Source organism: Pseudomonas izuensis, assembly GCF_009861505.1.
GTDB classification, from domain to species: domain Bacteria; phylum Pseudomonadota; class Gammaproteobacteria; order Pseudomonadales; family Pseudomonadaceae; genus Aquipseudomonas; species Aquipseudomonas izuensis.
The window spans coordinates 86,005-98,917 of record NZ_WTFT01000026.1 but is presented as its reverse complement, the minus strand read 5'-3'; the positions used below and the strand labels follow the sequence as shown (position 1 = coordinate 98,917).

Here is a 12,913-nt window from a genome sequence, read left to right as displayed (position 1 = left end):
CCCGCCAGGACGCCCCTGGGCACGGGATACCCGTTGATTACCCAGAGCCCCGCACCATGCCTTTGCTCGAAACACCTTTCGCCAGCCTTGACCTGATCCGCCAGCCCGAACAGCAGAACGAACCGCTGCAAGCTTTTGATGCGGCAGACGAGTACCTGCTCAATCACCTGGCCGAGCAGAAGCCCTCGGTCGACACGCGGGTCCTGGTGCTGAACGACAGTTTCGGCGCATTGGCCGCCAGTCTGGCCGGCAAGGTCAGGGTGACCAGTAGTGGCGACTCGTTCCTGGCCTTTCAAGGCCTGGAAAAGAACCTGGCCCGCAATGGCCAGGCGTTTGATGCGGTGCCGGCCATACCCGCCAGCGAAATACCGACGGGGCCGTTTGACCAGGTGCTGGTACGGGTGCCAAAGACTCTGGCGTTACTGGAAGAGCAACTAATCCGCCTGCAAGGCCAATTGGCTCCCGGCGCTCAAGTGATTGCGGGAGCGATGATCAAACATTTGCCACGGGCCGCGGGTGATCTGCTGGAGCGCTACATCGGACCGGTGCAGGCGTCACTGGCGGTGAAGAAAGCCCGGTTGCTGATTGCCACGGTTGAAGCCAAGGCACCGGCCTCGTCGCCCTACCCGACCCGATATCGTCTCGACACCCCGTCCATCGAACTGCTTAACCACGCCAACGTCTTCTGCCGCGAAGGCCTGGATATCGGCACGCGGGCATTTTTGCCGCACTTGCCGAAAAACCTTGGCGCGGTACGGGTTGCCGACCTCGGATGCGGTAATGGCGTGCTGGCCATCGCCAGCGCCCTGCAAAACCCCGACGCCCATTACACGCTGGTGGACGAATCGTTCATGGCGGTGCAGTCGGCCGCCGAAAACTGGCGCGCGGCACTGGGTGACCGCGATGTCATCGTGCGTGCCGGTGATGGCCTGGCCGGGCAGGATCCTCAATCGCTGGACGTAGTACTGTGCAATCCACCGTTCCACCAGCAACAGGTTGTTGGCGACTTCCTCGCCTGGCGGATGTTCCAGCAAGCCCGGGAGGCCCTGGTGGTGGGGGGTGCGTTGTACATCGTCGGCAATCGTCACCTGGGTTACCACAGCAAACTGGCGCGTTTGTTCCGCGGTGTCGAGCAAGTGGCAGCTACGCCGAAGTTCGTCATTCTCAAGGCCCGCAAGTAACGGGTTCGCAAAAAAAACCCTCCAGCCGGAGGGTCATCAATCCGCGCCTGAAGGCGACGGGACGGGATGTCGGTTTTCAGTGAGTGGTCAGGCCCGCGGCGTTCATGAACATGCGCATCAGGCTGGCCACGACGAACAACGCACCGACGCTGCCAACCCAGATCAGGGCCAGCCAGCCAAGCCGCTGCCACAGCGGCTTTTTTTCGGCTTCTTCAATGTCGTGCAGGGAATGTTTGCCGGTCATTGCTTAATACTCCGAGGAAGATGGCGCCTGTGAAGACGCCATCGCGAGCAAGCTTTGCTTCTACAGGTTTGATACGCGCTCTAGTGGTAACCGTCTCCGTGGGTAACCTTGCCGCGGAACACGTAGTAGCTCCAGAAGGTGTAGCCCAGGATGAACGGGATGATGAACAGCGTGCCCACCAGCATGAAACCCTGGCTTTGCGGCGGTGCAGCGGCATCCCAGATCGAGATCGACGGCGGCACGATATTCGGCCACAGGCTGATCCCCAAACCGCTGTAGCCGAGGAAGATCAGCACCAGCGTCAGCAGGAATGGCGTGTAGTGCGCATTGCGCGCCACCGCCCGGATCAGACCGTACAGGGTCACCAGCACCAGAATCGGCACCGGCAGGAACCAGAACAGGTTGGGCAAGGTGAACCAGCGCGCGGCGATTTCTGCGTGAGCCAGCGGCGTCCAGATGCTGACGATACCGATCACCGCCAGCAACACGAACGCCAATGGCCGCGCAAGATCATGCATCTGCTCCTGCAATTTGCCTTCGGTCTTCATGATCAACCAGGTGCAGCCAAGCAGCGCATAGGCCACTACCAACGCGGCGCCGCAGAACATCGTGAAGGGCGTCAGCCAGTCCAGTGAACCGCCGGCAAACTGGCGATCGACCACCGGCAGGCCATCGATGAAAGCGCCCAGCGCCACCCCCTGGAAGAACGTTGCAGCCAGCGAGCCGCCAATGAAAGCCTTGTCCCAGAGATGGCGTTTATCGTCCCGCGCCTTGAAGCGGAACTCGAACGCCACGCCGCGAAAAATCAGCCCGATCAGCATGAAAATCAGCGGTAGATAAAGCGCCGAGAGCACCACCGAATAGGCCAGCGGGAAGGCGCCGAACAACGCCGCCCCCCCCAGTACCAGCCAGGTTTCGTTGCCGTCCCAGACTGGCGCAACGGTGTTCATCATTACGTCGCGGTCACTCTTGCCCGGTATGAACGGGAAGAGAATGCCGATGCCGAGGTCGAAGCCGTCCATGACCACGTACATCATGATGCCGAAGATGATGATCACGGCCCAGATCAGCGGAAGATCAATACCCATGTTCAAATCTCCTTGGTCAGGGTGTGGTGCTCATCGTCGGCAGCGGACAGCGGACGCGCCGGTGTGCGCTTCTGGCCGGGACCTCCGTCGTTGGTTTCCTTGCCTTCGTCGATCTTCGGCCCTTTGCGTACCAGGCGCATCATGTAGCCCAGACCGGCACCGAACAGCGCGAAATACACCACGACAAACAGGATCAGGGTGATGCTCATCTGCATGAAACTGTGGTGGGAGGACGCATCCGCCGTGCGCATCAGACCGTAGACCACCCACGGCTGGCGGCCGATTTCAGTGGTGAACCAACCCGCGAGAATCGCGATCAGACCCGACGGCCCCATCCACAACGCCAGGTGCAGGAATGGCCGCGAGGTATAGAGCGTGTCGCGTTTGCGCAGCCAGAGGCTCCACAGACCGGTGAAAATCATCAGGAAGCCCAGGCCAACCATGATCCGGAACGACCAGAACACGATGGTCGAATTAGGCCGGTCCTGCGGTGGGAACTCCTTGAGCGCCGGCACCTGTTTATCCAGGGAGTGGGTCAGGATCAGACTGCCCAGGTAGGGGATCTCGACGGCAAATTTGGTCCGCTCTTCTTTCATGTCCGGCCAGCCGAACAGGATCAGCGGGGTCGCCTCGTTACCCTTGTTTTCCCAATGGCCCTCGATCGCGGCGATTTTGGCCGGCTGATGCTCGAGCGTGTTGAGGCCGTGGAAGTCACCGATGACCGCCTGAATCGGCGCAACGATCAGCGCCATCCACATGGCCATCGAGAGCATCTTGCGGATCGCCGGGTTGTCCTTGCCGCGCAGCAAATGCCAGGCCGCCGAGGCGCCGACGAAGAAGGCGGTCGCGACGAACGCCGCGGTGGCCATGTGCATCAGGCGATAGGGGAATGACGGGTTGAAGATCACCGCCAGCCAGTCGGTTGGAATGACCTGGCCATTGACGATCTCAAAGCCCTGCGGCGTCTGCATCCAGCTGTTGGAGGCGAGAATCCAGAAGGTCGAGATCAATGTGCCGATGGCGACCATGACCGTGGCGAAAAAGTGCAGGCCGCGGCCGACCTTGTTCCAGCCGAACAGCATCACACCGAGGAAACCGGCTTCAAGGAAGAAAGCCGTCAGGACTTCGTATGTCAGCAAAGGCCCGGTCACGGACCCGGCGAAGTCCGAGAAACGACTCCAGTTGGTACCGAACTGATAGGCCATGACCAACCCCGAGACCACGCCCATGCCGAAGTTGACGGCAAAGATCTTCGACCAGAAATGGTAGAGGTCACGGTAGGTGTCGTTGTGGGTTTTCAGCCACAAGCCTTCGAGTACCGCCAGGTAACTCGCCAGGCCAATGGTGATGGCAGGGAACAGGATGTGGAACGAGATGGTGAACGCGAACTGAATTCGGGCGAGATCAAGTGCCTCTAAACCGAACATAAGTCTTCCTCTGTCAGGTAATACGGCTGCTGGCCGGAAGCCTGCACCCACGGCCCCCACGGGTATGAAGTGTGGCAAATCTCTATTTGTTCTTTTTTTACACGCATCGCTACGCAGGGAATCTGGCCTTGCGACCGCCGGATCAATTCCCTTGAGGGGATTGATCTGGATCAAGCAACGTTGAAAGAGTAGTCCCATTTTTGGGGATGAACCGCGTGGTCTTTTGCCGCGTGACAAGTTGCCTCATGGTTGGGGTAACAGGCAGAAACACATCTCCCTGTGAGAGCGAGCCTGCTCGCGAATAGATCGGCACGTCCACCGTTGATGTTGACTGACACTCCGCCTTCGCGAGCAGGCTCGCTCCCACAGGATTTGTCTCGTTGCGGCAATCGATGTCTGGCTAACGAAATTTTCCGGCACCGCAACTTCCCGTTACAGGTTGGTGATAACCTCACCCTTCCTCTCCCCCAGACTCGCCTCAAATGCCCAGCCAAGAGCCTTTGCTGTTACGTCACCACCGTCCTTTCCTCGCGTTCTGGCTGGCCCGGATTTTTACCGCCAGTGGCTTTCAGATGCTCACCGTGGCCATCGGCTGGAATCTCTACCAACTGACCGGCAATGTGCTCGACCTGGGCCTGGTAGGGTTGGTGGAGTTCGCCCCACGTGTCCTGTTCATGCTGCACACCGGGCACGTCGCCGACCGCTACGACCGGCGCAAGGTCGCGGCGATCTGCCAGTCCTTGCAAGCGCTGATCGCCCTGTCGCTGGCTATCGGCAGCGCGACCGACCATGTCACCCGGGAAATGATCTTCATCCTCGCTTTCCTGCTGGGCGCCGCCCGCTCCTTCGAAATGCCGACCACCCAAGCCTTGCTGCCGAGCATTGTGCCCAGCGCCCTGTTCCCCCGGGCCGTGGCCGCCGCGCAATCGGCCCAGCAATCAGCGACCATTGTCGCACCGGCCCTTGGCGGTCTGCTCTACGCTTTCGGCAGCGTGTGGGTCTACGGCCCGACGGTGATCCTCTACCTTATTGCCTGCACCCTGATGCTCAATTTGCCGGCCCGCCAGACACCTTTGAACAAGGGCAAGGCCACGCTGGATTCGCTACTGGCCGGGATTCGCTTCATTCGCAGCAGGCCGGACATTCTCGGTGCGATCTCCCTGGACCTGTTCGCGGTCCTGCTCGGTGGCGCGACGGCGCTGCTGCCGGTCTTCGCCAAGGACATTCTGCTCACCGGCCCGTGGGGACTTGGCCTGCTGCGCTCGGCGCCGGCGGTGGGGGCGCTGTTGATGTCATTGTTCCTGGCGAGGTTTGCCGTGGAACGCAATGTCGGACGGGTGATGTTCACCGCGGTGGGCGTATTCGGCGTGGCGACCATCGCCTTCGGTCTGTCGACCTCGTTCTGGTTCTCGCTGGCCGTGCTGGTGGTATTGGGCGCGGCCGACATGATCAGCATGGTGATCCGTGCCTCTTTCGTGCAACTGGAAACCCCGGACGAAATGCGCGGCCGTGTCAGCGCGGTCAATGGTCTGTTCATTGGCGCCTCGAACCAGCTGGGCGAATTCGAATCCGGGCTGACGGCCCACTGGTTCGGCACCGTGCCGGCGGTCGTCATGGGCGGCATCGGGACGCTGGTGGTGACCGGCACCTGGATCAAACTGTTCCCGACCCTGGCCCGGCGCGATCGAATGCACGTACCGGTTGAGGAAGAAGCGAAGGCCTGAAGGGTCTAAACAACCAACTCCCCCGTCACTGTCGCCCGCATGGCTTGGCCGCACAACTGTTCCACCAGGGTCAGGGCAAATGCCAGCGCAGCGCCTGAACCCTGGGCAGTGATGCAGTTGCCATCGACCACCACCGGTTGATCCACAAAGTTACACCCCGACAGCTGATGACTGGCCGAAGGCAGGCACGTCATGCGCCGCTGACGCAGCACGCCATAGCTTTGCAGCGCCAGTGCCGGGGCTTCGGCGATGCCCGCGAACAGGCGACCGGCCGCGGCCTGGTCCTTGATCAGTTGCTGCAGGGGTTGATGGGCTGCCAGGTGTTGCGCCCCCACGGCACCGCCAGGCAGGACGATCAGGTCGAAGGGCTGGGCCAGCAAGTCCACCAGCATCGCATCGGTGGTAAGGCGGGTCCCCCGGGCGCAGGTGAGCATGCGCCGTCCTTCAATACTGGCTACCACTACTTCCACCTTGGCGCGGCGCAATACGTCGACCAGGGTTACGGTTTGCAGGTCATCAATGCCCTCTGCAAGGGTAATCAAAGCTCTAAAGGTCATGAGTGCAATCCACAGAATGATCCTTTAAGCGTAGTCAGCTTTCCTTACCCTTGTTCGAGGGCCGCCCTTACTTGATGTAAAGCTGTGTCGACATCGTGTTGCCCGGTGCATTGATCGACGTGTTGCTGAAGGTGAACGTGCCTTCCTGCTTGCCAGCCAGATCGAAAACGTACAGGTTGCCGACCGTTTTTCGACCCGCGACGCAATCGGTGAGGTTGCCGTTATCGAAGGCGCACACCGGCGTGCGGGATCCGTTCACCTCGAAGCCATCCAGCGCGACACGGGGCTGGCTGCCACCGTAGCCCACTTCCAGCACGAAAACCCTGATGTTCGGGCCACTGTGATTGCAGCGGGTCTGTGTCTGCCCTTCTTCAATGGTTTCAAAACCACAGCCCGGCGACTCGACCTTGAGCACTTTCAGTTGGGTCAGCGGCGGTGCCGAGGCCGCCGAGGCGGTTTGTGCCCCCAGGACCATGGCAATCAAGATCAATAGACACTTTTTCATGCAACCCCCCAAAAAAACCAGCGCGCAGTATGGCTGACTCAGGTTAAACGCAAAACATCGACGACGTTCACTGCCATAAGCAGCCATAAACCCACGCGGCTGGTATGATGCGCGGCTTTTTCCGACCCACAGTAAATTCCCAGGCGCCTGCAGCGGTCTGTGCTTTGCTGTTGAGGTCGATACATTCACGGCGCCGGGCGCGCCACGGGGAGCAGACATGCTGGAAAGGCTGTTTCAACTCAAGGCACACAACACCAACGTACGCACCGAGATTCTGGCGGGCGTCACGACCTTTTTGGCCATGGCCTACATTCTGTTCGTCAATCCGAGCATCCTCGGCGAAACCGGCATGGACAAGGGCGCCGTGTTCGTCGCCACCTGTCTGGCAGCGGCCATCGGCTCCACGGTGATGGGCCTGATCGCCAACTACCCGATTGCCCTGGCGCCGGGCATGGGCCTGAACGCCTTCTTCACCTACACCGTAGTCCTGCACATGGGCCACACCTGGCAAGTGGCGCTGGGTGCGGTGTTCATTTCGGCCGTGTGCTTCTTCCTGCTGTCGATCTTCCGCATCCGTGAGTGGATCATCAACAGCATCCCGCTGCCGCTGCGTTCGGCAATCGCCGCCGGTATCGGTCTGTTCCTGGCGCTGATTGCCCTGCACAACGCAGGCATCGTGGTCAGCAACCCGGCAACCATGGTCGGCCTGGGCGACCTGAAGCAACCGGCTCCGATCCTCGCGACCCTCGGTTTCGCGCTGATCGTTGCCCTCGAAGCCCTCGCCGTGCGTGGCGCAGTGCTGATCGGCATTCTGGTGGTGACCATCGTTTCCATCGTCATGGGCTTCACGCCGTTCGGCGGCGTGATGTCGATGCCACCTTCGCTGGCACCGACCTTCCTGCAACTGGATATCAAGGGCGCGCTGGACATCGGTCTGGTCAGCGTGATTTTCGCGTTCCTGTTCGTCGACCTGTTCGACAACTCCGGCACCCTGATCGGCGTCGCCAAGCGCGCCGGCCTGATGGGCAAGGACGGCCACATGCCGAAAATGGGCCGCGCCCTGATCGCCGACAGTACCGCTGCGATGGCCGGTTCCCTGCTGGGCACCTCGACCACCACCAGCTATATCGAATCCGCTGCGGGCGTGAGTGCCGGTGGCCGTACCGGCCTGACCGCCATAGTCGTCGCTATTCTGTTCCTGCTGGCGCTGTTCTTCTCGCCACTGGCCGCCAGCGTTCCAGCCTTCGCCACCGCACCGGCCCTGCTGTTCGTCGCCGTGCTGATGACATCCGGGCTGGCCGAAATAGACTGGGACGACATCACTGTTGCCGCGCCCGTGGTGATCACCGCGCTGGCAATGCCATTCACTTACTCCATCGCCAATGGCATTGCCTTCGGTTTCATTTCCTGGACCGCCATCAAGCTAATGTCCGGTCGCGGCCGTGAGCTGAACCCGGCGCTGGTGATTCTGTCGATTCTGTTCGTGATCAAGCTGGGTTGGTTCAACGCATGACTTTTGATTCCCAGGCCTACGCCCTACAGCTCGAAGACAAGGTCACGCGTCTGCGTGATCTGCTGGCCCCCTTCGATGCGCCGGAGCCGGTCGTCTTCGACTCGCCACTGCAGAATTTCCGCCTGCGCGCCGAATTCCGCCTGTGGCGCGAAGCCGGCGAACGCCATTACGCGATGTTTTCCCAGGAAGACAAACGTACGCCGATCCTGATCGAAGAGTTCCCGATCGCCAGCCTGCGCATCAATCAGTTGATGCCGCAGCTCAAAGCGGCGTGGCAGGCCAGTTCGGCCCTGAGCCACAAGCTGTTCCAGGTGGAGTTCCTGACTACCCTGGCCGGCGATGCGATGATTACCTTGTGCTATCACCGCCCGCTGGACGAGCACTGGCACGCGGCGGCCTCGAAGCTGGCGGCCGAGCTGAACGTCAGCATCATCGGTCGTTCCAAGGGCAAACGCGAAGTCATCGGCCACGATTATGTGGTGGAGAAACTGGAAGTCGGCGGTCGCACCTTCAGCTATCGTCAACCCGAAGGCGCATTTACCCAGCCCAACGGCACGGTGAACCAGAAGATGCTCAACTGGGCATTCGACGCACTCGGTGATCGTACCGACGACTTGCTGGAACTGTACTGCGGCAATGGCAACTTCACCCTGCCGCTGGCCACCCGCGTGCGCAAGGTGCTGGCCACCGAGATCAGCAAAACCTCGGTCAACGCTGCGTTGAGCAACCTCAGCGAAAACGCTGTGGATAACGTCACTTTGGTGCGCCTATCCGCCGAAGAACTGACCGAAGCGTTGAATGAAGTGCGCCCGTTCCGACGCCTGCACGGCATCGACCTGAAAAGCTACGAGTTCGGTAGCGTCTTCGTCGACCCGCCCCGCGCCGGCATGGACCCCGACACCTGCGAACTGACCCGGCGTTTCGACAACATCCTCTATATCTCCTGCAACCCGGAAACCCTGGCGGCCAACATCGCCCAACTGCACGACACCCACCGCATCACCCAATGCGCGATGTTCGACCAGTTCCCGTGGACGCATCACATGGAATCCGGGGTGTTGTTGACCCGGCGCTGATTGCAGATGTCACCCACAAAAAAGCCGTCATCACGACGGCTTTTTTGTTTTCGGCAAAATCACCCCGGCTGATTTTTCCGATACTCGGTCGTGGTAATGCCCTTATACCCCCAGTTATCCGTGTCGATTTCCTCGATCACGATATGGGTCAGCTCCGGAGGCTTGCCGAGGACGCGTTGCAGGGTTTCGGTGATTTCGGCGATGACCTGGGCTTTCTGCTCCCGGGTAACGCCGTCACGGGTGATACGTACGCTGACGAAAGGCATGCTGCTTCTCCTGCTCGGTTGATTCAGAAAGGCTTACCCATTGAAGCTCACTGTATCTGTGTGCGGGCATCTGTTAAATACTGGTTTACACACTTAATTTGATCCCCGGTGTAATCAATCATGCAGCGACAATTCGACGATCTTCAACTAGGCAGCATCGAGCTGTTTTGCCTGGCCGCCGAGGCCGGCAGTTTCACCGCGGCCGCGCTGGTGGCGGGCGTCACGCCGGCCGCGGTGAGTCGCTCGGTGTCACGCATGGAGGAGCGTCTGGGCGTGCGACTGTTTGCACGCACCACCCGTAGCGTCAACCTGACCGACAGTGGTCGACGCTACTACGAGGAATGTCGTCAGGCATTGGCACAGTTGGTGGAGGCCCAGCGCGAAGTCATGGGCCAACAGCAAGTGCCGTCCGGGACGTTGCGCATCAGTATTCCGACCACCTACGCACACCATCGAATCCTGCCGTTGCTCCCTGAATTTCGTGCGCGCTTTCCGGCGGTGAAGGTCGAGTCGCACATCAGTAATCGCAACATCGATTTCGTCGGTGAAGGCTATGACATGGCAATCCGCGTGCGCGCGATTCCTGACTCCGGCCTGATCGCCCGGCAACTGGAAGACGCCGCACTGGTGATGATTGCCAGCCCCGAATACCTCAAGCGTGCCGGCACCCCGCAAACCCTCGACGACTTGCAACAGCACGAATGCATCCAGTACGAACTGCCCAGCAGCGGTCGGCGCATCGCCTGGTTGTTCAATGACCAGGGCGTGCAGCGCGAAATTCTGGCCGAGGGCAACTTCAGCTGTTCCGACGATGTGTTGGGTGGCGTGACGCTGGCGAAACACGGTGCCGGTCTGTTTCAGACGTATCGCTTTATCGTCGAAAAAGAACTGGCCGATGGCACATTGGTGGAAGTGCTCAAACCCTATGGCGGGCGTTCGCGACCGTTTACGTTGCTCTATCCGCAAACCCGTCACATGCCCCTGCGATTGCGGGCGTTTATTGATTTTCTGGTGGAGCATTTACCACGCTGAAAGCGAAACCGTCCGATCACCGCACACAAACCGCTGGGAAGTTTCCGCTTCAATTGACCAAATTAACCATCTAGTACAATTTATCTCCACAGGCCGAACCCTTGGCCAACGCCAAAAACAATAAGTGGAGAAAAGTCGATGTCCCCCATCATTCTGGTGCTCAACGGCCCGAATCTGAACCTGCTCGGCACCCGTGAACCGGCGACTTACGGCCATGAAACCCTGGCGGACATTTCAGCCTTGTGCGGCCGTGCCGCCGAAGAGTTCGGCCTGGCGGTGGAGTTTCGCCAGACCAATCACGAAGGCGAATTGCTCGACTGGATTCACAACGCACGCGGCCGATGCGCCGGGATCGTGATCAACCCCGCCGCCTGGACACACACCTCGGTGGCGATCCGCGATGCCCTGATCGCCAGTGAACTGCCAGTGATCGAAGTCCACCTGTCCAACGTCCACGCCCGTGAACCATTCCGCCATCACTCCTTCGTATCCGCCATTGCCACTGCCGTAATGGCCGGGTTCGGCAGCCACGGCTATCGCCTGGCGCTGGAGCATTTCAGCCAACGTCTGAAAGGGTGAGCATCGTGAAACAGAACCAGACTGTATTGGCAGGACTGATCGGTGCCGGCATCCAGGCTTCGCGCACACCGACGCTGCACGAGCATGAAGGCGATGCCCAGGGTTTACGTTACCTCTATCGCCTGATCGACCTTGATCAACTGCAACTCGACAGCAACGCCCTGCCCGACCTGTTGATGGCTGCCGAGCGCATGAATTTCACAGGACTGAACATCACCTTCCCGTGCAAGCAGGCGATCATCCCGTTGCTCGACGAATTATCGCCGGAAGCCCGCGGCATTGGCGCGGTCAATACCGTGGTGCTGAAGGACGGCAAACGCATCGGCCACAACACCGATTGCCTGGGGTTTGCCGAGGGTTTTCGCAGAGGGCTGAAGGGCGTTGCCGTTGAACGTGTCGTTCAAATGGGTGCCGGTGGCGCTGGCGCAGCGGTAGCCCACGCGCTACTGAGCGAAGGCGTACAGCAGCTGAGCATTTTCGATGTGGATACGAGCCGCGCCCAGAGTCTGGCGGACAACCTCAATCAGCATTTCGGCGAGGGCCGTGCAGTGGCCGGCCATGACCTCGCTGGCACCTTGATTGAGGCTGACGGCCTGGTGAATACGACACCTATGGGCATGAAAAAACTGCCGGGCACGCCGGTGCCGGTAGAGTTGCTTCGAGCGCAACTGTGGGTGGCGGAGATTGTTTATTTCCCACTGGAAACCGAACTGCTGCGCAGTGCCCGTGCCCTGGGTTGCCGGACGCTGGATGGTGGCAACATGGCGGTGTTCCAGGCGGTGAAGGCGTTCGAATTGTTCAGCGGCGTGGTGCCGGATGCCCAGCGGATGCTGGCGCATTTTCAGAGCATGAACACCTGAAATACTGTAGGAGCCGGCTTGCTGGCGATGACGCTCTCAAAGACGCTATCGCCAGCAAGCCGGCTCCTACAAAAAGCAGTTCCCGGTCAGGCCTGTAGGTATCGCAAAACAGACTCGCAGATCATCTCGCGATGACGCTGCTTGATGCTTTCATCCGGCAGATCGATCTGGAAAATCTCGCCAAAGGTGTGGCGGTTCGACACGCGATAGAAGCAAAACGAACTGATCAGCAGATGCACATCCAATGGATCAAGACCGGCGCGGAACAGCCCTTGTTCGGCGCCACGACGCAGAATCTCGCCCAATGAATCAAGAATGGTGTTGTTCATCGCCTTGATCGCATCGGAGCGTTTCACATATTCGGCGTTGTGAATGTTCTCGATGCTGACGATGCGCACGAAATCGACGTTGCGGTCATGATGATCGAAAGTGAACTCCACCAGCCGCCGAATCGCCTCCACCGGGGCCAGTTCGGCCAGGTGCAATCGGTTTTCTGTGCTGCGGATATCGCCATAGAGCTTTTCCAGAACCTCGACGTAGAGCTGTTCCTTACTGCCGAAGTAGTAATAGATCATGCGCTTGGAGGTGTGGATGCGTTCGGCGATGGCATCGACGCGCGCCCCGGAAAGACCTTGTTGAACGAACTCGACAATCGCTTCTTGAAGGATGTTCTCGCGAGTTTTTTCCGGGTTGTTCTTGCGACTCTTGCGCGGCTCGACAGGTTGCTCTGGCGCTGCGGGGAGTTCTGAAGTCATTGTCATTGCGGGCTCACGGCCATCACTGCACAGGTGGGCGATTATGAGCCGCGCCGCACAGTGAAGGAAGCCGTGCGGCAACGGTTTGTCGACGTGATTACGATTT

Annotated in this window: 14 protein-coding genes; 7 read left to right on the top strand and 7 right to left on the bottom strand. The window is 60.0% G+C overall.

Going from position 1 to position 12,913, the window contains the following annotated elements; translation table 11 throughout:
* Positions 1–56 precede the first annotated feature (56 nt).
* Positions 57–1,181: a methyltransferase gene (locus GPL81_RS21430; RefSeq protein WP_160108354.1), complete on the top strand. Its 1,125-nt coding sequence runs from the start codon at positions 57–59 to the stop codon at positions 1,179–1,181.
* 76 nt (positions 1,182–1,257) lie between these two features.
* On the opposite strand, the gene GPL81_RS21425 is transcribed toward GPL81_RS21430, so the two are convergent.
* From GPL81_RS21425 to GPL81_RS21415, 3 genes are all read right to left on the bottom strand, one after another.
* Positions 1,258–1,425 (bottom strand): DUF2474 domain-containing protein, encoded by a 168-nt coding sequence (locus GPL81_RS21425; protein ID WP_096515022.1) that lies wholly within the window; start codon positions 1,423–1,425, stop codon positions 1,258–1,260.
* Between the two features lie 80 nt (positions 1,426–1,505).
* A complete protein-coding gene (gene cydB, locus GPL81_RS21420) occupies positions 1,506–2,513 on the bottom strand; it encodes a cytochrome d ubiquinol oxidase subunit II (protein WP_160108353.1) in 1,008 nt (335 codons plus the stop codon).
* Positions 2,514–2,515: 2 nt separating this feature from the next.
* A complete protein-coding gene (locus GPL81_RS21415) occupies positions 2,516–3,940 on the bottom strand; it encodes a cytochrome ubiquinol oxidase subunit I (protein WP_160108352.1) in 1,425 nt (474 codons plus the stop codon).
* A gap of 482 nt (positions 3,941–4,422) precedes the next feature.
* On the opposite strand from GPL81_RS21415, the gene GPL81_RS21410 reads away from it, so the two are divergent.
* Complete coding sequence (locus GPL81_RS21410; protein ID WP_160108351.1) at positions 4,423–5,664, top strand: MFS transporter; 1,242 nt, start codon at positions 4,423–4,425, stop codon at positions 5,662–5,664.
* Positions 5,665–5,669: 5 nt separating this feature from the next.
* Here the strand turns inward: GPL81_RS21410 and GPL81_RS21405 are convergent, their stop codons facing one another.
* Entirely contained in the window at positions 5,670–6,221 is a 552-nt protein-coding gene (locus GPL81_RS21405) for a DJ-1 family glyoxalase III (protein ID WP_160108350.1), read from the bottom strand.
* 67 nt (positions 6,222–6,288) lie between these two features.
* Entirely contained in the window at positions 6,289–6,726 is a 438-nt protein-coding gene (locus tag GPL81_RS21400; protein WP_160108349.1) for a DUF4879 domain-containing protein, read from the bottom strand.
* A gap of 217 nt (positions 6,727–6,943) precedes the next feature.
* Here GPL81_RS21400 and GPL81_RS21395 point away from each other — a divergent pair, with 217 nt between their 5' ends.
* Together GPL81_RS21395 and trmA are read left to right on the top strand one after the other, a co-directional pair.
* Positions 6,944–8,239, top strand: coding sequence for an NCS2 family permease (locus GPL81_RS21395; protein ID WP_121105741.1), 1,296 nt, complete (start codon positions 6,944–6,946; stop codon positions 8,237–8,239).
* The gene (gene trmA, locus GPL81_RS21390) at positions 8,236–9,315 is read left to right on the top strand and encodes a tRNA (uridine(54)-C5)-methyltransferase TrmA (RefSeq protein ID WP_160108348.1); all 1,080 of its coding nucleotides are present in this window, start codon (positions 8,236–8,238) and stop codon (positions 9,313–9,315) included. The genes GPL81_RS21395 and trmA overlap by 4 nt, the downstream gene beginning before the upstream one ends.
* 59 nt (positions 9,316–9,374) lie before the next feature.
* Here trmA and GPL81_RS21385 read toward each other — a convergent pair whose 3' ends face one another.
* On the bottom strand, positions 9,375–9,581 hold the full coding sequence (locus GPL81_RS21385) for a tautomerase family protein (RefSeq protein WP_096515004.1): 207 nt from the start codon (positions 9,579–9,581) through the stop codon (positions 9,375–9,377).
* Positions 9,582–9,701: 120 nt separating this feature from the next.
* On the opposite strand from GPL81_RS21385, the gene GPL81_RS21380 reads away from it, so the two are divergent.
* From GPL81_RS21380 to GPL81_RS21370, 3 genes are all read left to right on the top strand, one after another.
* Positions 9,702–10,613 (top strand): LysR family transcriptional regulator, encoded by a 912-nt coding sequence (locus GPL81_RS21380; RefSeq protein ID WP_160108347.1) that lies wholly within the window; start codon positions 9,702–9,704, stop codon positions 10,611–10,613.
* 138 nt (positions 10,614–10,751) lie between these two features.
* On the top strand, positions 10,752–11,192 hold the full coding sequence (gene aroQ, locus GPL81_RS21375) for a type II 3-dehydroquinate dehydratase (protein WP_096515000.1): 441 nt from the start codon (positions 10,752–10,754) through the stop codon (positions 11,190–11,192).
* A gap of 5 nt (positions 11,193–11,197) precedes the next feature.
* Complete coding sequence (locus tag GPL81_RS21370; protein ID WP_160108346.1) at positions 11,198–12,052, top strand: shikimate dehydrogenase; 855 nt, start codon at positions 11,198–11,200, stop codon at positions 12,050–12,052.
* An 86-nt stretch (positions 12,053–12,138) separates the two neighbouring features.
* Here GPL81_RS21370 and GPL81_RS21365 read toward each other — a convergent pair whose 3' ends face one another.
* Positions 12,139–12,813 carry a TetR/AcrR family transcriptional regulator gene (locus GPL81_RS21365; RefSeq protein WP_160108345.1) on the bottom strand — a complete coding sequence of 225 codons (675 nt, stop codon included), beginning with the start codon at positions 12,811–12,813 and terminating at the stop codon, positions 12,139–12,141.
* Positions 12,814–12,913 lie beyond the last annotated feature (100 nt).

Bases quoted from the DNA above. Each gene is read 5' to 3' on its own strand.
- GPL81_RS21430 (WP_160108354.1), top strand. From the start codon at position 57: ATGCCTTTGCTCGAAACACCTTTCGCCAGCCTTGACCTGATCCGCCAG.
- GPL81_RS21425 (WP_096515022.1), bottom strand. From the start codon at position 1,425: ATGACCGGCAAACATTCCCTGCACGACATTGAAGAAGCCGAAAAAAAG.
- cydB (WP_160108353.1), bottom strand. From the start codon at position 2,513: ATGGGTATTGATCTTCCGCTGATCTGGGCCGTGATCATCATCTTCGGC.
- GPL81_RS21415 (WP_160108352.1), bottom strand. From the start codon at position 3,940: ATGTTCGGTTTAGAGGCACTTGATCTCGCCCGAATTCAGTTCGCGTTC.
- GPL81_RS21410 (WP_160108351.1), top strand. From the start codon at position 4,423: ATGCCCAGCCAAGAGCCTTTGCTGTTACGTCACCACCGTCCTTTCCTC.
- GPL81_RS21405 (WP_160108350.1), bottom strand. From the start codon at position 6,221: ATGACCTTTAGAGCTTTGATTACCCTTGCAGAGGGCATTGATGACCTG.
- GPL81_RS21400 (WP_160108349.1), bottom strand. From the start codon at position 6,726: ATGAAAAAGTGTCTATTGATCTTGATTGCCATGGTCCTGGGGGCACAA.
- GPL81_RS21395 (WP_121105741.1), top strand. From the start codon at position 6,944: ATGCTGGAAAGGCTGTTTCAACTCAAGGCACACAACACCAACGTACGC.
- trmA (WP_160108348.1), top strand. From the start codon at position 8,236: ATGACTTTTGATTCCCAGGCCTACGCCCTACAGCTCGAAGACAAGGTC.
- GPL81_RS21385 (WP_096515004.1), bottom strand. From the start codon at position 9,581: ATGCCTTTCGTCAGCGTACGTATCACCCGTGACGGCGTTACCCGGGAG.
- GPL81_RS21380 (WP_160108347.1), top strand. From the start codon at position 9,702: ATGCAGCGACAATTCGACGATCTTCAACTAGGCAGCATCGAGCTGTTT.
- aroQ (WP_096515000.1), top strand. From the start codon at position 10,752: ATGTCCCCCATCATTCTGGTGCTCAACGGCCCGAATCTGAACCTGCTC.
- GPL81_RS21365 (WP_160108345.1), bottom strand. From the start codon at position 12,813: ATGACAATGACTTCAGAACTCCCCGCAGCGCCAGAGCAACCTGTCGAG.